Origin of the sequence: Citrobacter sp. RHBSTW-00944, from assembly GCF_013615435.1 — a bacterium.
GTDB classification, from domain to species: Bacteria; Pseudomonadota; Gammaproteobacteria; order Enterobacterales; family Enterobacteriaceae; genus Citrobacter; species Citrobacter braakii.
This window is the reverse complement of the sequence record NZ_CP055418.1, coordinates 1674577-1699535: the sequence shown is the minus strand read 5'-3', so window position 1 is coordinate 1699535 and position 24959 is coordinate 1674577. Positions and strand designations below refer to the sequence as shown.

General features: G+C 52.7%; 27 protein-coding genes. 7 read left to right on the top strand and 20 right to left on the bottom strand.

Features of this window, described 5'->3' with window-relative positions; all coding sequences use genetic code 11:
- Window positions 1-55 precede the first annotated feature (55 nt).
- From HV334_RS08065 to yfbV, 3 genes are all read right to left on the bottom strand, one after another.
- Window positions 56-733 carry a sugar phosphatase gene (locus HV334_RS08065; RefSeq protein ID WP_085951065.1) on the bottom strand — a complete coding sequence of 226 codons (678 nt, stop codon included), beginning with the start codon at window positions 731-733 and terminating at the stop codon, window positions 56-58.
- A complete protein-coding gene (locus HV334_RS08060) occupies window positions 726-1220 on the bottom strand; it encodes a YfbU family protein (protein ID WP_016153841.1) in 495 nt (164 codons plus the stop codon). The genes HV334_RS08065 and HV334_RS08060 overlap by 8 nt, the downstream gene beginning before the upstream one ends.
- An 83-nt stretch (window positions 1221-1303) precedes the next feature.
- Complete coding sequence (gene yfbV / locus HV334_RS08055; protein ID WP_016153842.1) at window positions 1304-1759, bottom strand: terminus macrodomain insulation protein YfbV; 456 nt, start codon at window positions 1757-1759, stop codon at window positions 1304-1306.
- Between the two features lie 339 nt (window positions 1760-2098).
- Here yfbV and ackA point away from each other — a divergent pair, with 339 nt between their 5' ends.
- The 3 genes from ackA (at window position 2099) to yfcC (ending at window position 7242) form a co-directional block, all read left to right on the top strand.
- The gene (ackA, locus tag HV334_RS08050) at window positions 2099-3301 is read left to right on the top strand and encodes an acetate kinase (RefSeq protein WP_016153843.1); all 1203 of its coding nucleotides are present in this window, start codon (window positions 2099-2101) and stop codon (window positions 3299-3301) included.
- Window positions 3302-3376: 75 nt separating this feature from the next.
- Window positions 3377-5521, top strand: coding sequence for a phosphate acetyltransferase (gene pta / locus HV334_RS08045; protein WP_016153844.1), 2145 nt, complete (start codon window positions 3377-3379; stop codon window positions 5519-5521).
- Between the two features lie 200 nt (window positions 5522-5721).
- A complete protein-coding gene (gene yfcC, locus HV334_RS08040) occupies window positions 5722-7242 on the top strand; it encodes a putative basic amino acid antiporter YfcC (RefSeq protein ID WP_016157044.1) in 1521 nt (506 codons plus the stop codon).
- Window positions 7243-7298: 56 nt separating this feature from the next.
- On the opposite strand, the gene yfcD is transcribed toward yfcC, so the two are convergent.
- Genes yfcD through yfcF form a run of 3 tightly spaced genes read right to left on the bottom strand, consistent with a single transcriptional unit; the run spans window position 7299 to window position 9161 of the window.
- Window positions 7299-7853: an NUDIX hydrolase YfcD gene (gene yfcD / locus HV334_RS08035; RefSeq protein ID WP_006683645.1), complete on the bottom strand. Its 555-nt coding sequence runs from the start codon at window positions 7851-7853 to the stop codon at window positions 7299-7301.
- A gap of 56 nt (window positions 7854-7909) precedes the next feature.
- Complete coding sequence (gene yfcE / locus HV334_RS08030; RefSeq protein ID WP_016153846.1) at window positions 7910-8461, bottom strand: phosphodiesterase; 552 nt, start codon at window positions 8459-8461, stop codon at window positions 7910-7912.
- 55 nt (window positions 8462-8516) lie between these two features.
- On the bottom strand, window positions 8517-9161 hold the full coding sequence (gene yfcF / locus HV334_RS08025; RefSeq protein ID WP_094761645.1) for a glutathione transferase: 645 nt from the start codon (window positions 9159-9161) through the stop codon (window positions 8517-8519).
- Between the two features lie 134 nt (window positions 9162-9295).
- Here yfcF and yfcG point away from each other — a divergent pair, with 134 nt between their 5' ends.
- The 4 genes from yfcG (at window position 9296) to HV334_RS08005 (ending at window position 11863) form a co-directional block, all read left to right on the top strand.
- On the top strand, window positions 9296-9931 hold the full coding sequence (yfcG, locus tag HV334_RS08020) for a GSH-dependent disulfide bond oxidoreductase (protein ID WP_016153848.1): 636 nt from the start codon (window positions 9296-9298) through the stop codon (window positions 9929-9931).
- 54 nt (window positions 9932-9985) lie between these two features.
- A complete protein-coding gene (gene folX / locus HV334_RS08015) occupies window positions 9986-10348 on the top strand; it encodes a dihydroneopterin triphosphate 2'-epimerase (RefSeq protein ID WP_016153849.1) in 363 nt (120 codons plus the stop codon).
- 19 nt (window positions 10349-10367) lie between these two features.
- The gene (locus tag HV334_RS08010) at window positions 10368-11261 is read left to right on the top strand and encodes a TIGR01777 family oxidoreductase (protein ID WP_016153850.1); all 894 of its coding nucleotides are present in this window, start codon (window positions 10368-10370) and stop codon (window positions 11259-11261) included.
- A 71-nt stretch (window positions 11262-11332) separates the two neighbouring features.
- A complete protein-coding gene (locus HV334_RS08005; RefSeq protein WP_141875459.1) occupies window positions 11333-11863 on the top strand; it encodes a GNAT family N-acetyltransferase in 531 nt (176 codons plus the stop codon).
- A gap of 18 nt (window positions 11864-11881) precedes the next feature.
- Here HV334_RS08005 and hisP read toward each other — a convergent pair whose 3' ends face one another.
- The 14 genes from hisP to HV334_RS07935 all read right to left on the bottom strand — a co-directional run bounded on the left by hisP (window position 11882) and on the right by HV334_RS07935 (window position 24959).
- Window positions 11882-12655: a histidine ABC transporter ATP-binding protein HisP gene (gene hisP / locus HV334_RS08000; RefSeq protein ID WP_181221391.1), complete on the bottom strand. Its 774-nt coding sequence runs from the start codon at window positions 12653-12655 to the stop codon at window positions 11882-11884.
- A 13-nt stretch (window positions 12656-12668) separates the two neighbouring features.
- Complete coding sequence (gene hisM / locus HV334_RS07995; protein WP_003028116.1) at window positions 12669-13376, bottom strand: histidine ABC transporter permease HisM; 708 nt, start codon at window positions 13374-13376, stop codon at window positions 12669-12671.
- Window positions 13373-14059: a histidine ABC transporter permease HisQ gene (locus tag HV334_RS07990; RefSeq protein WP_016153853.1), complete on the bottom strand. Its 687-nt coding sequence runs from the start codon at window positions 14057-14059 to the stop codon at window positions 13373-13375. Before HV334_RS07990 ends, hisM begins: the two co-directional genes overlap by 4 nt.
- A 186-nt stretch (window positions 14060-14245) precedes the next feature.
- Entirely contained in the window at window positions 14246-15028 is a 783-nt protein-coding gene (gene hisJ / locus HV334_RS07985; RefSeq protein WP_003028120.1) for a histidine ABC transporter substrate-binding protein HisJ, read from the bottom strand.
- Window positions 15029-15275: 247 nt separating this feature from the next.
- Window positions 15276-16058, bottom strand: a complete 783-nt coding sequence (gene argT / locus HV334_RS07980) for a lysine/arginine/ornithine ABC transporter substrate-binding protein ArgT (protein WP_181221390.1) — start codon at window positions 16056-16058, stop codon at window positions 15276-15278.
- Between the two features lie 288 nt (window positions 16059-16346).
- Window positions 16347-16916 carry a UbiX family flavin prenyltransferase gene (locus HV334_RS07975; RefSeq protein WP_181221389.1) on the bottom strand — a complete coding sequence of 190 codons (570 nt, stop codon included), beginning with the start codon at window positions 16914-16916 and terminating at the stop codon, window positions 16347-16349.
- 95 nt (window positions 16917-17011) lie between these two features.
- Window positions 17012-18529, bottom strand: coding sequence for an amidophosphoribosyltransferase (gene purF, locus HV334_RS07970; RefSeq protein WP_005129677.1), 1518 nt, complete (start codon window positions 18527-18529; stop codon window positions 17012-17014).
- A gap of 33 nt (window positions 18530-18562) precedes the next feature.
- Window positions 18563-19051 (bottom strand): colicin V production protein, encoded by a 489-nt coding sequence (cvpA, locus tag HV334_RS07965; protein WP_005129678.1) that lies wholly within the window; start codon window positions 19049-19051, stop codon window positions 18563-18565.
- A gap of 221 nt (window positions 19052-19272) precedes the next feature.
- Window positions 19273-19935: a cell division protein DedD gene (gene dedD, locus HV334_RS07960; protein ID WP_016153857.1), complete on the bottom strand. Its 663-nt coding sequence runs from the start codon at window positions 19933-19935 to the stop codon at window positions 19273-19275.
- Window positions 19925-21193 carry a bifunctional tetrahydrofolate synthase/dihydrofolate synthase gene (gene folC / locus HV334_RS07955; protein ID WP_047500877.1) on the bottom strand — a complete coding sequence of 423 codons (1269 nt, stop codon included), beginning with the start codon at window positions 21191-21193 and terminating at the stop codon, window positions 19925-19927. The genes dedD and folC overlap by 11 nt, the downstream gene beginning before the upstream one ends.
- A 192-nt stretch (window positions 21194-21385) precedes the next feature.
- On the bottom strand, window positions 21386-22300 hold the full coding sequence (gene accD, locus HV334_RS07950) for an acetyl-CoA carboxylase, carboxyltransferase subunit beta (RefSeq protein ID WP_016153859.1): 915 nt from the start codon (window positions 22298-22300) through the stop codon (window positions 21386-21388).
- 149 nt (window positions 22301-22449) lie between these two features.
- Window positions 22450-23109 (bottom strand): DedA family protein, encoded by a 660-nt coding sequence (locus HV334_RS07945; protein WP_016153860.1) that lies wholly within the window; start codon window positions 23107-23109, stop codon window positions 22450-22452.
- Window positions 23110-23133: 24 nt separating this feature from the next.
- Window positions 23134-23946 carry a tRNA pseudouridine(38-40) synthase TruA gene (gene truA, locus HV334_RS07940; RefSeq protein ID WP_016157050.1) on the bottom strand — a complete coding sequence of 271 codons (813 nt, stop codon included), beginning with the start codon at window positions 23944-23946 and terminating at the stop codon, window positions 23134-23136.
- The gene (locus tag HV334_RS07935) at window positions 23946-24959 is read right to left on the bottom strand and encodes an aspartate-semialdehyde dehydrogenase (protein WP_016157051.1); all 1014 of its coding nucleotides are present in this window, start codon (window positions 24957-24959) and stop codon (window positions 23946-23948) included. Before HV334_RS07935 ends, truA begins: the two co-directional genes overlap by 1 nt.

Here is a 24959-nt window from a genome sequence, read left to right as displayed (position 1 = left end):
GGGATGGATCGATTCTGCCATAAAAAAGCCCCAACAATCTGGGGCTAAATCATGTTCAGGTATTTCTTACCACGACCACATTTCCGTTAGGCTGTTTGGTCACAGAAATATGTTCCAGACTGGTCAGCGAAAAATCGACCTCATCCAGACGCGGCGTGTCCACAGGCGCGTTGACCGCTATCACATGACACCCTGCAGCCAGTCCTGAAAGCACCCCAGCGGGGGCATCTTCCACCACCGCGCATTCCTGTGGCGCAAGACCCAGAAGCTGGGCGCCTAACAGATAGGCGTCTGGCTCGGGTTTGCCTCTTTTTACCCGCTCGGCGGTGACAAACACTTCAGGAGCAGGCAGCCCCGCGACACGATGACGCGCTCGTGCGACCGGCATGGATCCGGAGGTCACAATTGCCCATGGAATACCCGCTTTATTGAGGTGGTTGAGTAAATCAACCGCTCCCGGCAGCGCTGTGATCCCCGCGGTTTCCGTCGCTTCGATCTGCTCCAGGCGGGTGAATTCCGCGGCGATCTCAGCCTCAGATTTGCCCACCATAAAGTGTCGCAGGGAGGTAATGGCCTGCTTGCCATGAATAAAGCCGAGCACCTCGGCGTGATCGAGGCCAAAACGATCGGCCCAGTTGCACCACGCGCGTTCTACTGCGGGTAAGGAATCGACCAGCGTTCCATCCAGATCAAACAGAAAACCTTTGCACTGCACGCTCGCCCCCTCAGGCATTAATGATTTGGTTAATTTCATTCGCACTCAGGTGATACTGGCGCGGGCAAGAGTGCCAGACATTCAGCATACGCTGATATTTTTCCCACATCGGGGTCTGGGCGTTGAAGCCATGCGTACCCGCATCAAAGTGGGTATAACGACCTTCTACATTAACCATAAAACGTACGTACCCGAGGTAACGGGCTTCCGTTGCGGCGTCAAAGCCAAGGAAGGTCACGCGACGCTCATCAATAGCCTGCGCGTCCTTAAGATTAGTCCAGGACACATGTAATGCGTGATACATCTCCATAATATCGATAATCGTACGACAGGTTTCTTCCGTCAGCTCACCAAACTCACGATCCAGCTCGCGCATCTGCAAGCCGTAACCGCGTTCAATAATCGTCTGCAAACGACGATAACGCTCGGCGTTAGTGGGATCGAGCATAGTCATCATTTTGTACTGATTAGACAAAATCAGACGTTGAGCGTTGGTCATTTCCATTTGGGACTCCTGTATCACTACTACTGCGATGAAAAAAAAGAAGGCATCTTGTGCCTTCTTTTATATGCGTAATCAGGGGTCAATTACAAATCATCAAGGAAAGTTTTATCCAGTTGTTTGAAGGCGCGCTTAAGCGTGTCAGCCAGCGCCTGATAATCAGGCTTTCCTTCTACCGGAGTGAGCGCCTGCCCGGCTTCTTGCAATTTACCCCGAACTTCGTAGAACCAGTTGAGTATTGAAGGCGGCAGCGGCGTTACAGAACGTTTACCCAGCCACCACATGCCCTGCATCGGCAGGCTGAGCGCAAACAGCGCAGTCGCCACGGCCGGTCCCAACTGCCCACCTAACGCAATTTGCCAGCATAAGGTGAAGACGGCGATAGGCGGCATAAAACGGATCGCGTAACGCGTCATGCGGATCACGCGGTTCTCTACAAACACAGGCGCGAGGCGCTTTTCCATTGGCCACGTCTTCGCATAGTGCTGCCCCCGGCGAAACAAGCTAAAAAAATTGACGGAACGATTATCCGGTGTCGACATGGCGGTTACCTCAACTTCACATATAAAAATTAAAAAATTTGTGCAAAACAACAACTACAAAGGACATCGTTCAAAACATTTTGTCTTTAATACCCACATTCAGGTATCCTGTGCCGGCCTGTAAGGCCTTTAGTCCAAAATCATTGAGTCGTCAAATTGACACATAGTATGCCATTGGCTGAAAAATACGCAAAATGACATAGACTCAAAGGTATTTATTCCATCGTGCCCAAAAAGACTATGGCGCATGATGTTAATCATAAACGTCGGTGTCATCATGCGCTACGCTCTATGACTTCCTGACGTTTTTTTAGCCACGTATCATAAATAGGTACTTCCATGTCGAGTAAGTTAGTACTGGTTCTGAACTGCGGTAGCTCCTCACTGAAATTTGCCATCATCGATGCAGTAAACGGTGAAGAATACCTCTCTGGTTTAGCCGAATGTTTCCATCTCCCAGAAGCACGTATCAAGTGGAAAATGGACGGCGGTAAACAAGAAGCGGCTTTAGGTGCAGGCGCCGCTCACAGTGAAGCGCTGAATTTTATCGTTAATACTATTCTGGCACAAAAACCAGAACTGTCTGCTCAGCTGACTGCGATTGGTCACCGTGTTGTTCACGGCGGCGAGAAATACACCGGCTCTGTGGTTATCGACGATTCTGTTATTCAGGGTATCAAAGACGCAGCCTCTTTTGCACCGCTGCATAACCCTGCACACCTGATCGGTATCGCAGAAGCGCTGAAATCCTTCCCGAATCTGAAAGACAAAAACGTGGCTGTGTTCGACACCGCGTTCCATCAGACCATGCCGGAAGAGTCTTACCTCTATGCTCTGCCATACAGCCTGTACAAAGAACACGGTGTTCGTCGTTACGGCGCGCACGGCACCAGCCACTTCTTCGTGACTCAGGAAGCGGCAAAAATTCTGAACAAACCGGTTGATGAGCTGAACATCATCACTTGCCACCTGGGCAACGGCGGTTCTGTCTCTGCTATCCGTAACGGTAAATGTGTTGATACCTCCATGGGCCTGACCCCGCTGGAAGGTCTGGTGATGGGTACGCGTTCCGGTGACATCGACCCGGCGATCATCTTCCACCTGCACGACACCCTGGGCATGAGCGTTGACCAGATCAACAAAATGCTGACCAAAGAGTCCGGCCTGCTGGGTCTGACCGAAGTCACCAGCGACTGCCGTTATGTTGAAGATAACTACGCGACTAAAGAAGACGCTAAACGTGCAATGGACGTTTACTGTCACCGTCTGGCGAAATACATCGGTTCTTACACTGCGCTGATGGATGGTCGTCTGGATGCAGTTGTCTTCACCGGTGGTATCGGTGAAAACGCAGCGATGGTTCGTGAACTGTCTCTGGGCAAACTGGGCGTTCTGGGCTTTGAAGTTGACCACGAACGTAACCTGGCCGCACGTTTCGGCAAATCTGGTTTCATCAACAAAGAAGGTACCCGTCCTGCGGTGGTAATCCCAACCAACGAAGAACTGGTTATCGCGCAAGACGCGAGCCGTCTGACTGCCTGATTTCACACCGCCAGCCTAGCTGGCGGTGCTGTTTTGTAACCCGTCTACATCGACGGTAACGAAAGAGGATAAACCGTGTCCCGTATTATTATGCTGATCCCTACCGGAACCAGCGTCGGTCTGACCAGCGTCAGCCTTGGCGTGATCCGCGCAATGGAACGCAAAGGCGTTCGTCTGAGCGTCTTCAAGCCGATCTCTCAACCGCGTGCCGGTGGCGATGCGCCAGACCAGACTACCAGCATCGTCCGTGCTAACTCTTCTCTGCCAGCCGCTGAGCCGCTGAAGATGAGCCACGTTGAATCTCTGTTGTCCAGCAATCAGAAAGATGTGCTGATGGAAGAGATCATCGCGAACTACCACGCGAACACTAAAGACGCTGAAGTTGTACTGGTTGAAGGCCTGGTCCCAACCCGCAAACATCAGTTCGCGCAGTCTCTGAACTACGAAATCGCGAAAACGCTGAACGCAGAAATCGTCTTCGTAATGTCTCAGGGTACCGATACCCCGGAACAGCTGAACGAGCGTATTGAACTGACTCGCAGCAGCTTCGGCGGCGCGAAAAACACCAACATCACCGGCGTAATCGTTAACAAACTGAACGCACCGGTTGATGAGCAGGGCCGTACTCGCCCGGATCTGTCCGAGATTTTCGACGACTCTTCCAAAGCAAAAGTGATCAAAGTTGATCCGGCTAAACTGCAAGAATCCAGCCCGCTGCCGGTTCTGGGCGCGGTGCCATGGAGCTTCGATCTGATCGCAACGCGTGCAATCGATATGGCGCGTCATCTGAACGCCACTATCGTTAACGAAGGTGATATCAATACCCGTCGCGTGAAGTCTGTGACTTTCTGCGCACGCAGCATTCCGCACATGCTGGAGCACTTCCGTGCCGGTTCTCTGCTGGTGACTTCCGCCGATCGTCCTGACGTGCTGGTTGCAGCATGCCTGGCAGCCATGAACGGCGTGGAAATCGGTGCCCTGCTGCTGACTGGCGGCTACGAAATGGACGCGCGTATCACTAAACTGTGCGAACGTGCATTTGAAACCGGCCTGCCGGTATTCATGGTGAACACCAACACCTGGCAGACCTCTCTGAGCCTGCAGAGCTTCAACCTGGAAGTTCCGGTTGACGATCACGAACGTATTGAGAAAGTTCAGGAATACGTTGCTAACTACATCAACGCTGACTGGATTGAATCCCTGACTGCGACCTCTGAGCGCAGCCGTCGTCTGTCTCCGCCAGCGTTCCGTTATCAGCTGACCGAGCTGGCACGTAAAGCCGGCAAGCGCGTTGTTCTGCCGGAAGGTGACGAGCCGCGTACCGTTAAAGCGGCGGCTATCTGTGCTGAACGCGGTATCGCAACCTGCGTACTGCTGGGCAACCCGGATGAGATCACCCGCGTTGCGGCCTCTCAGGGCGTTGAGCTGGGCGCTGGCGTAGAAATCGTTGATCCAGATGTGGTTCGCGAAAGCTACGTTGCTCGCCTGGTCGAACTGCGTAAAAACAAAGGTATGACCGAAACCGTTGCCCGCGAACAGCTGGAAGACAACGTGGTTCTCGGTACCCTGATGCTGGAACAGGACGACGTTGACGGTCTGGTTTCTGGTGCAGTTCATACCACCGCGAACACCATCCGTCCGCCGCTGCAGCTGATCAAAACTGCACCAGGTAGTTCCCTGGTGTCTTCCGTGTTCTTCATGCTGCTGCCGGATCAGGTTTACGTATACGGCGACTGCGCGATCAACCCGGATCCGACTGCAGAGCAACTGGCAGAAATCGCGATTCAGTCCGCTGAATCCGCCATTGCTTTCGGTATCGAACCGCGTGTAGCAATGCTCTCCTACTCCACCGGTACTTCTGGTGCAGGTAGCGACGTAGAAAAAGTTCGTGAAGCCACGCGTCTGGCGCAGGAAAAACGTCCTGACCTGATGATCGACGGTCCGCTGCAGTATGACGCAGCCGTTATGGCTGACGTAGCAAAATCCAAAGCGCCGAACTCTCCGGTTGCAGGTCGCGCTACCGTGTTCATCTTCCCGGATCTGAACACCGGTAACACCACCTACAAAGCGGTACAGCGTTCTGCCGACCTGATCTCCATCGGGCCAATGCTGCAGGGTATGCGCAAGCCTGTGAACGACCTGTCTCGTGGCGCGCTGGTTGACGACATCGTCTACACCATCGCTCTGACCGCGATCCAGTCTTCCCAACAGCAGCAGTAATCTGTCGAGTGTGCCGGATGTCTTATCCGGCAACACTTCTGCTTATTAAACCGGAAATAGCTTATATTTCCGGTTTTTTTATACCTGTTTTTCCCGTTGGCATATTCTGAAACATTTGCCAGGATGCGCTGCATCAATGAATAACTATTCTCCTGTTTGCATACTTATCCTCTTTTGCATTGCAACAGGGATAGTCTTTCATGTCAGCAGTAACAGAAACACAGCCAGCTAAAAAATGGGCGATGCCCGATACGTTGGTGATTATTTTTTTCGTTGCCATTTTAACCAGTCTGGCGACATGGGTTGTTCCCGTCGGGATGTTCGACAGTCAGGAAGTGCAGTATCAGGTTGATGGACAAACCAAAACCCGTAAGGTGGTCGACCCCCATTCTTTTCGAATTCTGACCAACGACGCGGGCGAAGAGCAGTATCATCGGGTGCAGTTTTTCACCACCGGTGATGAGCGCCCGGGCCTGATGAATTTTCCGTTTGAAGGGTTAACCTCCGGCTCTAAATTCGGCACTGCCGTCGGCATTATTATGTTTATGCTGGTGATTGGCGGCGCATTCGGCATCGTTATGCGTACCGGAACCATCGATAACGGCATCCTGGCGCTCATCCGCCATACGCGAGGAAACGAAGTCCTGTTTATCCCGGTGCTGTTTGTTCTCTTCTCATTAGGCGGCGCGGTGTTTGGCATGGGGGAAGAGGCGGTCGCCTTTGCCATTATTATCGCACCGTTAATGGTACGGTTAGGTTACGACAGTATCACCACCGTTCTGGTCACCTATATTGCGACTCAAATTGGATTCGCCAGCTCATGGATGAACCCGTTTTGCGTGGTCGTCGCGCAGGGGATTGCGGGCGTGCCGGTGCTCTCTGGTTCCGGTCTACGTATCATTGTTTGGGTGGTTGCGACCCTGATAGGGCTGACCTTCACGCTGGCCTATGCGGCACGCATCAAAAAGAATCCGCTTTTGTCCCGGGTACATGAATCCGACCGTTTCTTTCGCGAACAGCAGGACGACGTTGTGGAACGACGCTTCACGCTGGGCGACTGGCTGGTGCTGCTGGTGCTGACTGCGGTAATGATTTGGGTTGTCTGGGGCGTGATCGTCAACGCGTGGTTTATTCCTGAGATCGCCAGCCAGTTCTTCACCATGGGCCTGGTAATTGGCATCATCGGCGTGGTCTTTCGTCTCAACGGCATGACGGTCAACATCATGGCCTCCTCATTCACTGAAGGCGCGCGAATGATGATTGCCCCTGCCCTGCTGGTCGGTTTTGCCAAGGGCATATTACTGCTGGTCGGTAATGGAGAAGCGGGGGAAGCCAGCGTGTTGAACACGCTGCTGCACAGCATTGCCAACGGCATCAGCGGGCTGGATAACGCCATCGCGGCGTGGTTTATGCTGCTGTTCCAGGCGGTGTTTAATTTCTTCGTTACTTCCGGCTCTGGTCAGGCTGCATTGACCATGCCGTTATTAGCACCCTTAGGCGATCTGGTTGGCGTAAACCGTCAGGTCACCGTACTGGCCTTCCAGTTTGGCGACGGATTCAGTCATATTATCTATCCTACATCGGCATCGCTGATGGCGACGTTAGGCGTGTGTCGGGTGGATTTTCGTAACTGGCTGAAGGTAGGCGCCACGCTGTTGGGACTGCTGTTTATTATGTCCAGCGTGGTGGTAATTGGCGCGCAGATAATGGGTTACCATTAAAAAACGATTGCCCGGCCTACACGATTTCTCGACGCTGTAGGCCGGATGAGCAGATTTTACTCAGCTTCTTCCTGCTTTTCGGCTTTCGCCCCTTCATTCTTAGCGTTGCGGGTCATCCACAGCGCCAGGGCTTTCAGTGAGTCCGGCGTAAATTCGTCGCAGCGCGCGGTAATTTCTTCCGGCGTCAGCCAGCAAACTTCACTAACCTCTTCTTCCTGAAGCGCAAACGGTCCGTGGGAAACACAGCTAAACAGCCCGCCCCAGACGCGACAGTTCTGGTCTTCAAAATAAAACTGCCCATGCTCGGCAAACGGTACGCCCGCAATCCCCAGTTCCTCTTCCGCTTCACGGCGCGCTGAATCCAGTAGTTGCTCGTCAGCCTGCACAACACCGCCAGCGGTGGCATCCAGCATGCCGGGCAAAAAATCTTTTGTCTCAGTACGACGCTGAACCAGAATTTTGCCCATACCATCATGCACGACGATATACGTTGCACGATGGCGTAAGCGTTGCGCCCGCATTTGTTCCCGGCTGGATTGTGCAATGACTTCGTTGTCTTCATTCACAATATCCACCCATTCCGTACTTGCCAAACGACGCTGTTCCACCATCAGGAAACCTTCTTTTTTCTTGCGCTCTTACGGCGCGTTTATGTTTGTGGGGTAAATTACGGATTAATCTCGACCTGTGCAATAACACTTTGATCATTGAGTGCCATTACGCTGAGAACATTATCATCCAGAATCCCGTAACTTGCCGCAAAGCCCCCTTTCGGGATGCTTACCGAGCCGGGATTGAAGTGGTAAACATCCCCTTGACGCTCAGCGACGGGCAAATGTGTATGCCCATAAACCAGCACATCTCCCACGTTGAGCGCCGGCATATTTTGCGGGCCAAAAAGATGCCCGTGCGTCAAAAAGAGTCGCTGATTTTCTGTCAGAATTTGCTGCCACGGCGCGGTCATCGGAAAATGCAGAAGCATCTGATCCACTTCGCTGTCACAATTGCCACGTACCGCGATAATCCGCGCTGCCAGCGCATTCAACCGCTCAGCAACCTGCGCAGGCGCATAGCCTTCCGGGAGCGCATTACGCGGTCCGTGGTTTAAAACATCACCCAATATCACCAGCCATTGCGCACCGCTTGCGGCAAACCGTTCAAGTACGCGTTCCGTGGCTGGCAACGAACCATGAATGTCCGATGCGAACATCAGTTTCATCACTCACTCCTCGTTGAAAAGTACCCTGTAATGATACTGGATTACGCCCCGTTTTTCAGCAGGAACGCTTCGCTGAAAGCGCGATAAAACGCTGGACTGAAGCGCGCTGCCACTGGAAGGCGGCATATTCTGCAAGCGCTTCGGGAACCTCATCGCCGTTAAGGACCAGACGATTCAGCATTAGCGCTAAATCGCAGTCGGCAATACACCATTCGCCAAATAAATTCTGCTTCCCGTGGCTCAATAAATGGCTCGCAGTGGCGAACAATTTCTCCGCACTGACTTTTCCCGCTTCGCTTAACGGACCTTTTTTCACGCCAGCAAAAACCACGTCCGTTGAGCGTTCTTCACGGATAGGCATCAGATCGCTGCGGATCCACGCCTGAACCTGGCGCGCCCGCGCGCGCTTTTGCACATCGTGTGGGTAGATACGCTCCCACTGCGGTGGTGCAAAGCTCTCTTCCAGGAACTCAGTAATCGCTGATGATTCGCTCAGCTCGAAACCGTCGATTTCAAGCACCGGCACGCGCCGCGTTAACACATACCCTTGCCATGAAGGTTGCAAGTGTTCGCCGCTGTTGAGATCAACGGTTTTCAGCGTAAAAGGCAGTCCTTTCTCTTGCAGAGCGACATAAACAGACAGCACGTAAGGGGAGAAAAAATTGGCATCTGACCACAGCGTAATTGCAGATTTGCTCATAATGTCCTCTGAAATGTATTGGCTTGCCTTCAAAATATAGAGTCTTTCTCTCACTGTCACTTGATGAAAACTCACGCACGCCAACAGGCTCTATACTTGTTATGACCCGGTTCATGACAAAACGGACGCTGAAAATGATCGATCTCTATTACACTCCATCGCCAAACGGTCACAAAATCACGCTGTTTCTTGAAGAGGCGCAGCTGCAATACCGTCTGATTCATGTCGATATCAGCAAAGGTAGCCAGTTTCACCCTGATTTTCTGCAAATCTCACCAAACAATAAAATCCCGGCCATTATCGACAGTGCCCCGGTAGACGGCGGAAAGCCCATCAGCCTGTTTGAGTCCGGAGAAATTTTACTCTATCTGGCAGAAAAGAGCGGTAAGCTGCTGAGCGGTGAGTTACGTGAACGCCACACTACACTGCAGTGGTTGTTCTGGCAGGTCAGCGGCCTCGGACCCATGCTGGGTCAGAATCATCATTTTAGCCACTACGCCCCACAAACGATTCCCTACGCCATTGAAAGATACCAGGTTGAAACCCAGCGCCTGTACAACGTGATGAATAAACGTCTGGAAACGTCCCCCTGGCTGGGAGGCGATCACTACAGCATTGCCGACATTGCCTGCTGGCCGTGGATCCACGCCCATCAGCGTCAGCGCATCGACCTCGACAACTACCCGGCGGTCAATAACTGGCATGAACGCATCCGTACGCGTCCCGCAACGGAACGCGCCATGCAACAAGCACAAAGTGAGAAGCGGTGACGCGATTCGGTTCTCGTGTATCATGCAAAGGTTCATACATGGAGGAAACCTGCAATGTCACAACCTGACGCAATTATTCGTATAAAAAACCTTCGTCTGCGCACTTTTATCGGCATCAAAGAAGAGGAGATCCTTAACCGCCAGGATATCGTCATCAACATTGCCATTCACTATCCGGCAGACAAAGCCCGTACCAGTGAAGATATCAACGACGCGCTGAATTATCGCACTATCACCAAGAGCATCATTGCCCACGTGGAGGGTAACCGCTTCTCATTGTTAGAAAAATTAACTCAAGATGTGCTCGATATCGCACGCGAACATCACTGGGTCACTTATGCTCAAGTAGAGATAGATAAACTTCACGCATTACGTTACGCCGACTCAGTCTCTATGACGCTGAGCTGGCAGCGCTAAACATAACCCGGGAGGCGACATGCAGATTCTGATTACCGGCGGTACTGGCCTGATTGGACGTCATCTGATCCCCCGCTTGCTGGAGCTGGGGCATCAGATAACCGTAGTGACCCGTTCTCCTGATAAGGCGCGTCAGATTCTCGACTCCCGGGTTACGCTGTCCAAAGGGCTGGAAGAGCGGCAAAATCTCAATGACATTGATGCCGTCATTAACCTTGCCGGAGAGCCGATTGCGGACAAGCGCTGGAGTGCCCAGCAAAAGGAACGCCTGTGTCAGAGCCGCTGGGTCATCACGCAGAAGCTGGTCGATTTAATCAATGCCAGCGAGACACCGCCCGCAGTGCTAATCTCCGGTTCCGCTACCGGTTACTACGGCGATTTAGGCGAAGTGGTGGTCACAGAAGAAGAGCCGCCGCATAACGAATTTACCCATAAGCTGTGCGCCCGCTGGGAGCAAATTGCCAGCACCGCGCAAAGCGACAAAACCCGCGTGTGTATGCTGCGCACCGGCGTGGTACTGGCCTCTGCTGGCGGCATTCTGGCGAAAATGGTCCCGCCGTTTCGTCTTGGCTTAGGCGGACCAATTGGCAACGGACGCCAGTATATGGCCTGGATCCATATTGATGATATGGTCAACGGAATTCTCTGGCTGCTGGATAACGATCTGCGCGGTCCCTTCAATATGGTTTCACCGTACCCGGTGCACAATGAGCAGTTTGCCCACGCGCTGGGCCACGCCCTGAACCGTCCTGCCATTCTGCGCGTTCCCGCCACCGCAATGCGGTTGCTGATGGGCGAATCTTCAGTGCTGGTTCTCGGCGGGCAGCGAGCGTTGCCAAAACGCCTGGAAGCGTCCGGTTTCGCGTTTCGCTGGTACGATTTAGAAGAAGCGCTGGCGGATGTCATCCGATAACCCCTAAGCGCTATTCACGGTCGCCGTTGTGGTGGTAAGGTTATAGGCCAGATTTCTGCAATGGCGACGTTATGGCGATAATTTCGACTCCCCGACTTACCCTCTCTTTGTTTCAGTTTTCTGACTGGTCATTTTTCCAGAAACTACGTGAATGTCCTGAAGTCATGCGCTATATGGGCAACATCGCCCCGGCGAAAGATACGCGTCTGTTATTCGCCAGACGCCTTGCCGCACAGCACACTTTTGTCATCCGCGAGCACAACAACCCGACGCCGCTCGGCGATATTGGTCTGCAAATCAGCCATCTCTACCCGCACGAAGCCGACCTCGGCTACGCCATCATGCCACAGGCGCAGGGGAAAGGTATTGCCAGCGAAGCCGTACGCGCGGTGTGCCAGTACGCCTTCGAGCACGCGGCGGTCACGGCGATAAATGCTTACGCACTGGCGGATAATAAGGGCTCAATACGGATTCTGGAAAAAACGGGGTTCGTGCGTACGCAGGTGCTGGAAAAGGCGTATGAGATTGATGGTATCGCCTACGACGACTGGGTTTATCGTCTGGAGTGCGACGCGCTAAAATTCCAGGCCCGGAAAGCGTAGCGCCTCCGGGCAGGTGACTTACTTCAACGAACCTTTGAGGAACTGCTGCAAACGCGGACTTTGCGGATTACCAAATACCTGCTCCGGATCGCCCTCTTCTTCAATCTTCCCTTGATGCAGGAAAATCACGTGCGTGGAGACATGACGGGCAAACCCCATTTCGTGGGTCACGACCACCATGGTTTTTCCCTCTTCGGCCAGTTGTTGCATAATGCGCAGCACTTCGCCCACCAGCTCCGGGTCAAGTGCCGACGTGGGTTCATCAAACAGCAACACTTCCGGTTCCATCGCCAGCGCACGAGCAATGGAGACACGCTGCTGCTGACCACCGGACAGATGCACCGGATATTTGCCCTGAGCGCGCTCATTAATACCCACTTTCGCCAGATACTTCACCGCACGTTCGCGAGCTTCCTGCTTGCTCAGCCCCAATACCTGGATCGGCGCTTCCATCACGTTTTCCAGCACCGTCATGTGGCTCCACAGATTAAAGTGCTGAAAGACCATCGTCAGTCGCGTGCGCAGCAAGCGCAGCTGATTTTTGTCTGCAACCTTAAGCTGGCCGTCTTTGTCGCGTACCAGACCAATGTTCTGACCACTGACGACAATCGACCCGGCGCTCGGTTTCTCGAGAAAGTTAATGCAGCGCAGGAAGGTACTTTTACCGGAACCTGACGAGCCAATAATACTGATAACATCACCCGCATTGGCCTGCAGCGATACCCCTTTCAGCACTTCATGTTCGCCGTAGTGCTTATGTAAATCGATAACGTTTAATTTATTTTCAGACATCGTGTTACTCGAATCATTTAGAGGATACATGCTGCAACCAGCGTTTTTCCGCTTTACGGAACAGACTGATCAGGACATACGAAATAATCAAATACAGAACAGCGGCAATACCGAAGGCGGTAAACGGCTGATACGTTGCCGAGTTGATATCGCGGGCGATTTTCAACAAATCAGGCACCGTTGCGGTAAATGCCAGCGCCGTGGAGTGCAGCATTAAAATAACTTCATTGCTGTAAGCCGGCAGCGCAATACGCAGCGCGGAAGGCAAAATAATGCAGCGATACAGTTTAAACGACGAGAAACCGTAAGCGCGCGCGGCTTCAATCTCACCATGGGGTACGGAACGAATAGCCCCGGCGAAAATCTCCGTGGTATAGGCGCAGGTATTCAGCGTCAGCGCCAGCACGGTGCAATTTAGCCCACTGCGGAAAAACGCGTTGAGGAAGTCCGTGCCTTTGACTATCTCCAGCGTATACATCCCGGAATAAAACACCAGCAACTGGACGTACAGCGGCGTCCCACGAAAAATATAGGTGAACAGCCAGATGGGAAACTGGATAAATTTATTACTGGAAACACGACCAATTGCCAAAAACAGCGCCAGTATCCCGCCCATCACCACCGACGAAATCAGAAGCCACAGGGTGATAGCCACGCCGGTGTAGCGATACCCGTCGGTCCACAGCAGGGACTTCCAGTATTCCTGAATAATCTCAATCACAGGTCAGCCCTCTTCACACCCACGGAATAGCGGCGCTCAAGGTACAGCAGCACACCATTAGAAACAGTGGTAAACACCAGATAGATGACCCCGCACACTACGGCAAAATAGAACGGCTCCCAGGTACTTTTTCCGGCAAGCTGAGTGGCTTTCACCACGTCTTCCAGGCCGAGCAACGATACCAGCGCCGTGGCCTTAAGAATGACCTGCCAGTTGTTGCCAATTCCCGGTAAGGCATAGCGCATCATCGCCGGGAACATAATGCGGCGAAATATTTGTGAACTGGTAAAACCGAATGCCGTCGCGGCTTCAATATGTCCTTTTGGCACGGCCATAAATGCGCCACGAAATGTTTCGGTAAAATAGGCTCCGTAGATAAACCCGAGCGTAATAATACCCGCGACCATCGGATCGATATCAATCTGGCTGATACCGATTGCATCGGTAAGGGTATTCAGCGCGATTTGTAATCCGTAAAAGATGAGCAGCATTAAGACCAGATCGGGCACGCCGCGGATAAGCGTTGTGTACCCTTCGAAAATAAGCGCCAGCGCCCGGCTTTGCGACAGCTTTGCTGCCGCGCCGACAAGGCCTATCAGAACCGCCAGTACCACCGAGCTAAGTGCCAGCTCCAGCGTAACAATTGCGCCCTGTAAAATAACACCTGAAAAGCCATACAACATGCTGCCTGTCCTGTCGTGTGTGGTGGAGTAATAAGCCTCTTTTGATTTCAGACAAATCGTTAAATGCCGGATGGCGGCTTTGCCTTATCTGGCCTACAAAATCGCTGTAGACCGGATACTCACAGCGCCATCAGGCATAAATTCAACACGTCAAAAATCTACGGGCTTTATCAGCACCTGCGGTGATTAACCGCCGTAAACATCAAAATCGAAGTACTTTTTCGCCAGCTTCTCGTAAGTACCGTCAGCTCGCATCTCGGCAAAGGCTTTGTTCAGTGCTTCGCGCAGTTCGTTATCATCTTTGCGCAGCCCCATACCGGTACCCACACCGAATAACTTCTCATCTTTTACAGATGGGCCGCCGAATTTGTAATCTTTACCGACCGGTTGTTTCAGGAAGCCTTCGCTGGCCGCGACTTCATCCTGGAATGCAGCATCAATACGCCCGGCAGTCAGGTCAGAATAGATATTGTCTTGCCCCTGATAAGAGACAATTTCAATGCCTTTTGGCGCCCAGTGCTCGTTGCCGAAGGTTTCCTGAGTCGTGCCCTGCAGCACGCCAACACGTTTACCTTTCAGCGACTCAATGGTTGGTTGAATAGCAGAATCTTTAGCGACAACCAGACGCGAGTCGGCTGCATAAAGCTTGTCGGTAAAGGCGATTTCCTGCTGACGTTTTTCAGTGATGGAAAGCGAGGACATAATCGCATCGATTTTCTTCGCTTTTAACGAAGGGATAAGCGCGTCCAGCGGGTTTTCCACGAAGGTACATTGTGTATTGATACGTTTGCACAGCTCTTTAGCCAGATCGATATCAAAACCGACTAATTCACCCTGTGCATTTTTCGATTCGAACGGCGCATAAGTAGGATCGGTACCGATACGAATTTTTTGCGGAATGGCTGCAAATGCTGCGGTAGCACTGGAGAAAGCCAGGACCAGAGAAAGAGACAACACCAGTTTTTTCATAACTATCCTCAACAGACTGTCTTTTATAGGGGATCTTTACAGGACCAGGTGCAGTTATCGTGCCATTAATCGGGCCGACAAGGCAAAGCATTCTACCCTGTCGACGGTATTTATTTGCATGAAAAGCGCTTAAGTATGCACTCATGCTTATTAAGACAGCGACAAAAGCACCAAAACAGTGCACTGAATTTATTATGCACCGTAATGGTTACCCGCAATGGTGCAGTCCATTCCCCGCTGCGGCGTATTAATCGCCGTAGACATTGAAGTTAAAATACTTGCTCGCCATTTTGTCGTAGGTGCCGTCTTTGCGCAGTTCGCCCAGCGCTTTATCGAAAGCAGCTTTCAGCTCTGCATCATCTTTGCGCAAGCCAATCCCGGTGCCGTCACCAAAGTATTTTTTATCTTTCACCGACGGACCAGCAAAAGCGTAGTCCTTACCGGCAGGCTGCTTCAGGAAACCTTCGCTGGCCGCGACTTCATCCTGCAACGCCGCGTCCAGACGCCCCGCTGTCAGGTCAGAATAGATGAGGTCCTGGTTCGCATAGGCCACCACATCTACGCCTTTGCTGCGCCAGTTGTCATTAGCATAGGCCTCCTGAGTCGAGCCTTGCAGTACACCAACATGTTTACCTTTGAGGGAATCCAGAGTTGGTTGAATTGGGGAACCTTTCGCGGCGATCAGACGTGAGTCTGCTGCGTAAAGTTTGTCTGAGAACGCAATCTCTTGCTGACGCTTCTCAGTAATTGAAAGCGAGGAGATGATGGCATCAATTTTTTTCGCTTTCAGCGACGGGATCAGCGCGTCAAAGTCGCTGGCTACCCAGGTACATTTGATCTGCATGCGCTTACACATCTCATTTCCCAGATCGATATCAAAGCCGACAAAGTCGCCTTTGGCATCTTTAGAGGAAAAAGGTGCGTACGTTGTATCTGTACCAATACGAACCGTCTGCGGAAGTGCTGCGTAGCTGGCCGCGGTGGCGGAGAGTCCTAACAGCAAAGACAAAGCAAGAACCGTCTTCTTCATACATAACCCTCAAGTGGCGTAATTTTATTATGTTTTACGTTGTGTTGTGTGTTTGCAGACTTTTTCATGCAGGTCTTATGCCATTGTCGCGTCGATGAGGATATTCGACGTTAAATATGTTAATAAAACGTTGCAATAATGTCCTGATTTTGAAGATAGCAGGTCTGACGGTTGAACCGCAGCGTTTCGTTGAGTTTTAACGAATTAAATGTTGAGGATATGATCGCGGTTACAAAATTGCCCTGAAACAGGGCAACGGATGTTTCTTTGCACGCTGATGGAACGGTTTTACGCCCCTTGCCAGCGGGTGAACAGATCCTGTGGAAGGGAGATATCAAACTGGTCGAGTACGCGGTTAACCGTTTGATTAATCACATCATCTAGCGTTTGCGGGCGATGATAGAATGCCGGGACTGGCGGCATAATCACCGCGCCAATTTCTGCCGCCTGCGTCATCAGTCGCAGATGCCCCAGATGCAGCGGCGTTTCACGCACGCACAGCACCAGCGGGCGGCGTTCTTTCAACACCACGTCTGCCGCACGGGTAAGCAGCCCATCGGTGTAACTGTGGACGATGCCTGAAAGCGTTTTGATTGAACAAGGTAATATTACCATTCCGGCGGTCTGAAAAGAGCCGGAAGAGATATTGGCGGCGATATCGCGCGTATCGTGATTTACATTCGCCAGTGCCTGCACGTCGCGTACAGAGAGGTCAGTTTCCAGCGCCAGCGTCTGTCGGGCAGCAGCACTCATCACCAGATGGGTTTCCACATCAGTAACGTCACGCAAAACCTGCAGCAGGCGCACGCCATAAATCGCGCCACTGGCACCGCTAATCCCTACAATGAGTCGTTTCATTTTTTCGCCCTTACTTGCTTCAGGGCTGACTTTGCAGGTTTTTATGCGCAGTTGCAAGTCAGTCCACTCTATGTGTCCTGACCTGCAACAGAACATTACCCTTCGTTATGCATCTCGAGGTTTTCCGCTTCGTTCTGACGCAAAATTGCTTTGGCATCGTCATTACGCAGGGAGTCAAGGAAATCGAGATATTGCTGGTCGACGTCCTTGGTGACGTACACGCCGTTAAACACTGAACATTCAAACTGCTGAATATCCGGGTTCTCAGCGCGGACCGCTTCAATCAGATCGTTCAGATCCTGGAAGATAAGACCGTCTGCACCGATTATCTGGCGAATCTCGTCCACTTCGCGACCATGAGCAATCAGCTCCGTCGCCGTAGGCATATCGATACCATAAACGTTCGGGAAGCGAATTTCCGGGGCCGCAGAGGCCAGATACACTTTCTTCGCTCCGGCTTCACGCGCCATCTCGATAATCTGTTCCGAGGTGGTACCGCGCACGATGGAGTCATCCACCAGCAGCACGTTTTTATCACGGAATTCCGCACGGTTGGCGTTCAGCTTACGGCGCACGGATTTACGGCGCAGCTGCTGGCCGGGCATGATAAAGGTACGACCCACGTAGCGGTTTTTCACAAAACCCTGACGGTACGGCTTACCGAGAATACGGGCAATTTCCAGCGCGATATCGCAGGAGGTTTCCGGAATCGGGATCACCACGTCAATGTCCAGATCTTCCCACTCACGAGCAATTTTTTCGCCAAGCTTGGTACCCATATTTACACGGGCGCTGTAGACGGAAATCTTGTCGATAAAGGAGTCAGGACGTGCGAAGTAAACGTATTCAAACAGGCACGGATTGCTGACCGGGTTATCGGCACACTGGCGAGTAAACAGCTGACCTTTTTCGGTGATATACACCGCTTCGCCAGGTGCCACATCGCGCAGGAATTCAAAGCCCAGCGTATCCAGCGCCACGCTCTCGGAGGCCACCATATACTCGGTACGACCATCCCCGATATCGCGTTTACCCAGTACCAGCGGACGGATACCGTTAGGATCGCGGAAGGCAACCATACCGTGGCCAATAATCATCGCCACGCAGGCATAGGCGCCGCGGATCTGGCGGTTGGTTGCCGCAATAGCAGCAAAAATATTATCGGCTTCCAGCGGATAATGGCGGAAGTTATCCAGCTCGCTGGCGAAAATATTCAGCAGAATTTCAGAATCTGAAGTGGTATTGATGTGGCGGCGCTTTTCTTCAAACAGCTTTTTACGCAGCTCATGCGCATTGGTCAGGTTGCCATTATGGGCAAGCGTGATGCCATACGGTGAGTTGACGTAAAAAGGTTGAGCTTCGGAGGCGCTGGAGCTGCCAGCCGTTGGGTAACGCACATGACCGATGCCCATATTGCCCTGTAAACGCTGCATATGGCGCGCTTCAAAAATATCGCTCACCATTCCGTTTGCTTTACGCAAGCGGAAGCAGTTGTTGGCATCAATGGTGATGATGCCTGCGGCATCCTGACCACGATGCTGGAGCACCGTTAACGCGTCATAAATCGACTGGTTTACCGGCATAACACCGGCGATACCGACAATACCGCACATACGTCTTTTCCTCGTTCAGCAACAACCCAAAGTTTATACTTTGGGCAAGAAACTTGACGAGCTTTGCAGATAGTCAAAGAACCATCTGATGATGAAACTGAACTGCGGGATCAGCTGCGACTTGCTCCAGTCTTCACTTTTCGACAGACCGGTAAAGGTATCGAGAAAGAACAGTATGGCGGCGACGATCAGCGCTCCTCGCAGAGCACCAAAGCAGATCCCCAACACCCTGTCAGTACCCGACAGGCCTGTTTTCTCTACCAGTTGGCCTATCACAAAGTTAACGATAGCGCCGACGATAAGTGTCGCGATAAACAGTATCGCGATAGCAATCCCATTTCGAACGAGTTCGTCTTCAAAGCCCGTAAACCAGACAGACAGGTAAGTGTAGTAATGGCTGGCGACAAAGAAAGCACAACCCCAAGTCACCAACGATAATGCTTCACGAACAAAGCCACGGATCAGGCTAACCAGACAGGAAAAACCAATCACCGCGATAATGGCGTAATCAATCCAGACCATAAGTGTCCCACGATTTAACGCCCTGTCGTCCTGTTCGGGGCGCATTCTAACAGAAAAAGAAAACGTTTGCGTAGGGATTTCCTTTCCACGCGTAAATAAAAATGGCGCTGAAAAAATCTTCAACGCCATACCGTTTTATGCCTCTTCGGGCACTGCCGGATAGCGGTATAAACGCCCTATCCGGCCTGAATTAAGAGCAGCGCCGTGAACAGCGCAATCCCTTAATTAGGGGTGTACCCCATCACTACGCCACTCAGACCGGAGATCTTCTGCAGCTCGCCCAGCGAGTTCTTCAGCTTATCTTTGGAGGCGTCAGGTCCTACGAGAATACGGGTTATTTTACCCTGCACCGGCGTTGACGGGGAAGTATATACCCGGAAGCCCGCGCCACGAAGTTTACCCACGATCTCATTGACCTTATCCGCATTTTTCAGCGCACCGAGCTGTACAACGTACGCTTTGCCGGTTGGCGCTGGCGGTTCCACCGCGGCCGGTTTCGGCGCTGGAGCCGGTGCTGGCGTCGGAGCGACGGCAACCGGCTGCGGCTTCGGTTTGGGTTTCGGCTGTTCTACAGGCGCGGGGACAGGATCTAACTCCGCGCTGTTTGCCGTCGTCAAACGTGACGGATCCAACGATGGCGCGGCAGCATCACCCGCGCGCACCTCTTCAGCCGCCCCTTCCGGCGGCTGCGTCGGCAGCGCCTGCGTGGCTGCAGGCATCATGTCTGGTTCATCGCGATCGCCGGGTTTCGGCACCAGCGGGATCGCCGCAAACTCATCCTGATAATGCTTTTTCTGCCCGTCAAGCAGCCCGGGGAGCACAATCACCCCCAGCGCGACCAGCACAATTGTGCCGACTAATCGATTCTGAAACTTACTCGCCACCGCTTCTCCCCACGTCTATCACTTCCATGACATGTGCGACAGTGTGAAACGATCCACACACCAACACGGTATCTTCTGGCTTCGCCTCAGCTAGCGCCGCAGACCATGCCTGCGCCACGCTGTCATAGGCGTAGCCTTTACCCAGATGCTCCAGCAGTTGTTCTGCAGTAGCACCACGCGGCCCTTCCAGGGGCGCACAGTACCAGGCGTCAACCACGCTTTTTAACCAGGCTAACGTACCGGCAATATCTTTATCATGTAGCATACCGATAACCGCAAGTACACGCCCGCTTTTCACTAATTTTTTCAGACGGCCGGTCAGATACTCCGCCGCATGCGGGTTATGGGCAACATCAAAAATCACCCGCGGCGACTCGCTCACAATCTGGAAGCGCCCCGGTAAAATCGCCTGTTCAATACCATCACGAATGGCCTGCTCGCTGACGTTAAGCCCGCTTGCGCGCAGTGCTGCCAGTGCGGTCGCGGCGTTAGGTTGTGGGACCTGCGGCAACGGCAGGTGCGCCAACGTGCCGTGATCGTCCGTAAAGGACCAGTCGTTCTCCGTGACCGCATAGCGCCAGTCCACGCCGCAGCGTTGCAAAATCGCCCCGCTCTCTTGTGCAACATCGGCGATGGTGTAAGGCATTTCCGGCTCGCCGACGATAGCCGGTTTCTCTGCACGGAAAATTCCCGCCTTCTCACGACCAATGCTTTCGCGATCCGGGCCCAGCCAGTCAGTATGGTCAAGCGCAATGCTGGTGACCACCGCAACATCGGCATCCACGATATTGGTCGCGTCAAGGCGACCGCCTAACCCAACTTCCAGGATGACGACATCCAGTTGGGCCTGTTTAAACAACCAGAGCGCCGATAACGTACCGTATTCAAAGTAGGTCAGGGAAATGTCGCCACGCGCATCTTCAATCTCAGCAAACGAGGCTGTATGCGCTGATTCCGGCAGTTCACGTCCCTGCACGCGTACGCGTTCCGTGTAGCGCACCAGATGCGGCGAACTGTAAACGCCAACTTTATAACCTGCTGCGGTCAGCACAGATTCCAGCGTACGGCAGGTTGTGCCTTTCCCGTTGGTTCCCGCCACCGTAAAAACAAATGGCGCGGGTTTCAACACACCCAGTTTGCGCGCCACCTGACTTACGCGTTCCAGGCCGAGATCGATGGTTTTACTGTGCAGGTTTTCCAGATAAGAAAGCCACGATGCCAGGGGCGACGCGGCTTGAGGAATACGTTTATTGTCCATGATGGCTGTAGATTCTTTACGTTGAGAAAAGCAAAAGGGCAGCACCAACCGGCCTGCCCTTTTTTACACGTTGTTTTTCACGTTGCAGATGCGTTGGCTGTGCTCGCTCACCCGAATCACTTACCTGTGTAAGCTCATCGGGATCTACTCTCTTATCGCCTGCCTGCAACCCGAAACCCATAGAGTAAACTATCAGGCCTCTGATTCCTGATCGGGAACCGGAGGTACCACCTCGCCTTCACGCGGCTCATCCGGATTCGGCGTAGGAAGATTCATCAGCTTCGCCAGAATGCTTGCCAGTTTCAGGCGCATTTCAGGACGGCGGACGATCATATCGATAGCGCCTTTTTCAATCAGGAACTCGCTACGCTGGAATCCCGGCGGCAGTTTCTCACGTACGGTTTGCTCGATAACACGCGGACCAGCAAAGCCGATCAGTGCTTTCGGTTCTGCAATGTTGAGATCGCCCAGCATCGCGAAGCTAGCAGAAACACCGCCCATTGTTGGGTCGGTCAGTACAGAAATATACGGTAAACCGCGTTCCTGCATTTTCGCCAGCGCAGCAGAGGTTTTCGCCATCTGCATCAGAGACATCAGCGCTTCCTGCATACGCGCCCCGCCAGAAGCGGAGAAGCAGATCAGCGGACAGTTATCTTCCAGCGCCTGCTCAACGGCACGGACAAAACGCGCGCCGACCACAGAGCCCATGGAGCCGCCCATAAACGCGAACTCGAATGCAGCAGCAACGACCGGCATACCGTGCAGTGTGCCTTTCATTACCACCAGCGCATCTTTCTCGCCAGTTTCTTTCTGCGCAGAAGCCAGTCTGTCTTTGTACTTTTTGGAGTCACGAAACTTCAGCACATCTTTCGGCTCAAGTTCGCTACCCAGTTCCACAAGAGAACCTTCATCTAACAGGCTATGCAGGCGATTGCGCGCCGACATGCGCATATGATGGTCACACTTCGGACAGACCTCAAGATTACGTTCCAGCTCAGCACGGTATAAAACCTGACCGCAGCTATCACACTTGGTCCACACCCCTTCAGGAATGCTTGCCTTGCGGGTGGGAGTAATGTTGCTTTTAATTCGTTCAATCCAGCTCATTGGTGACCTTTCTGCCTGAACCCTAGTCAGCTTTGTTATAAGGGGCGCATAATGCCATTTTTGCCCCTAACAGACCATGAATGTTGCACATTAAAACATAACAGCCCGAAACTTTGGATAAAAAAGTGGTCGAACCGCTGAGTTACTTTCTATTTTGCAGCCCGTGACGCAGCGCGTTTATGGCGAATCACTTCAATTATGCCCGGCAATACGGAAAGGACGATGATCGCCACAATCAGTAATTTCAGGTTTTCCTGAACGATCGGCAGATCGCCGAACAGATAGCCTGCATAGGTGAACAGCAATACCCACAGCAGCGCGCCTGCGACGTTATACATCGCAAAATGACGGTAGGACATGTGCCCCATACCGGCAACAAACGGTGCAAATGTACGCACAATAGGTACGAAACGCGCGAGGATAATCGTTTTGCCGCCATGACGCTCGTAGAACGCATGGGTTTTATCCAGGTAACTGCGACGGAAAATTTTAGAGTTCGGGTTACTGAAGAGTTTTTCACCGAACAAACGGCCAATCGTGTAGTTCACCGCATCGCCGATAATCGCCGCCACAATCATCAACATCACCATCAGATGAACATTGAGATCGTTAGTTGGCAGCGCAGAAAGCGCGCCAGCGACAAACAGCAGCGAGTCTCCCGGCAGGAACGGCGTCACCACCAGCCCGGTTTCGCAGAACAGGATCAGAAACAGAATTGCGTATACCCAGATACCGTATTCCGCAACCAGCTCCGCCAGATGCACATCAATGTGCAGGATAAAATCGATAAGAAAGTAAATCAGGTCCATAGTTTTGCCTTTATACGACTCAAATTAGTCCGCCAGAAATAGCGGGCCCATAGGCGGTTTTGGCAGGTCGAACCGTTCCGGGTAATCTACTGCAACCAGATACAGCCCTTCCGCTTTCGCCGTTGCCGCTGCCAGCGTTCTGTCCTTCGCCGCTAGCAGTTCTGCTATCCAGCTCTCCGGCTGGTTGTTGGCGCCTACTTCCATCAGGCTGCCGACAATATTCCTGACCATATGATGTACAAAGGCATTCGCTTTAATATCCACCACCACATATGCACCAAAACGTTCAACGTTAATGTGCATCACGTTACGCCACGGTGTGCGCGACTGACACTGCACCGCCCGAAACGAAGTAAAATCATTTTCGCCAATCAAACACTGGGCCGCACGATGCATACGCTCAGCGTCCAGCGGTTCATAGTAATGGGTTACCCCTTTACCTAAAACCGCAGGGCGCAACCGATGATTGTAGATGATGTAGCGATAACGGCGAGCCGTGGCGCTAAATCGGGCATGGAAATCATCGGGTACAGCTTTCACCCAGCGCACAGCGATGTCACCAGGTAAATTCGCATTTACCCCCAGTGTCCAGGCTGCATCTTTACGCTGGGCAGTCGTTTCAAAGTGCACGACCTGCCCTGTGCCATGAACGCCCGCATCCGTGCGTCCCGCACAAAAGACAGTGATGCGTTCATTCGCCACCTGAGAGAGCGCTTTTTCCAGTTTTTCCTGAACGCTACGCACTTCGTTCTGGCGCTGCCAGCCATAATATTTGCTGCCGTCATACTCAATGCCCAGCGCAATTTTATGGGTTGACGGCTGTTGCAGGTCAGACATTAGTACAGGTACTCCTGCACCAGTTTTTCCGCAATTTTTACCGCCATCAACGCGCCACCAAAGCGTACGTTGTCTGCCACAGACCAGAACTGAACCTGTTCCGGCATCCCGTAATCGTTATGCACACAGCCAACTGAAAGGTGCGGAGTACCTGACGCATCGCCAACCTGCGTCGGGATATAGGTCTCTTCTGACAACACTACGTCCTCACCGCGTGAAAACGCATCGCGTGCTTCTTCCGCCGCCAACGGGCGCAGAGCTTCAAAATTCACCATCTGCGCGTGGCCATAAAATACCGGTGACTGCACGATGCTGGCGGAGATAAGTAGCCCGTCGTCCTGCATAATTTTGCGCACTTCATCGACGATACGACGCTCTTCGCGCACGCTACCTTCGCGATCCGGCAGCAGCGGCAGCATGTTGAACGCCAGCTGACGGCCAAAGAAATCGTCATCGTCAATCGGGATGCCGTTCAGTAGTTTCGCGCTCTGTCCGGCAAGCGCATCTACGGCTTTTTTACCGTGAGCGGAAGCGGAAATAATATTGGTCACCGTAATACGTGACAGCCCGCCGTCATCAATTAGCGGCTTCAGCGCAGACAGCAGTTGGCTGGTCAGGCTGGAAGGGACCGCAATCACATTACGGTTGCGGTAATCCGCCAGTACGAACGGGTTAACGTCCGGAACCACCAGCGGAACGTCCGGCTCAAGCGCGAACAGGCCACTGCTGTCGATAACCAGGCAACCGGCATTGGTCGCTTCTTCCACCCATGCGGCGGTGGCTTCAGCGCCCGCAACAAAAAATGCCAGTTGCGCCTGCGTCCAGTCAAAGTCTACAACGTCCTGAACAAGGACCGATTTACCGTTAAAACGCAGATGCTCACCCGCGCTTTCATTACGCGCCAGCGCATAAATTTCACCGACCGGGAACTGGCGTTCAGCCAGCGTATCGAGCAGGGCTTCGCCTACGGCGCCCGTTGCGCCCAGAATGGCAATATTCCAGCCTTCAGACAT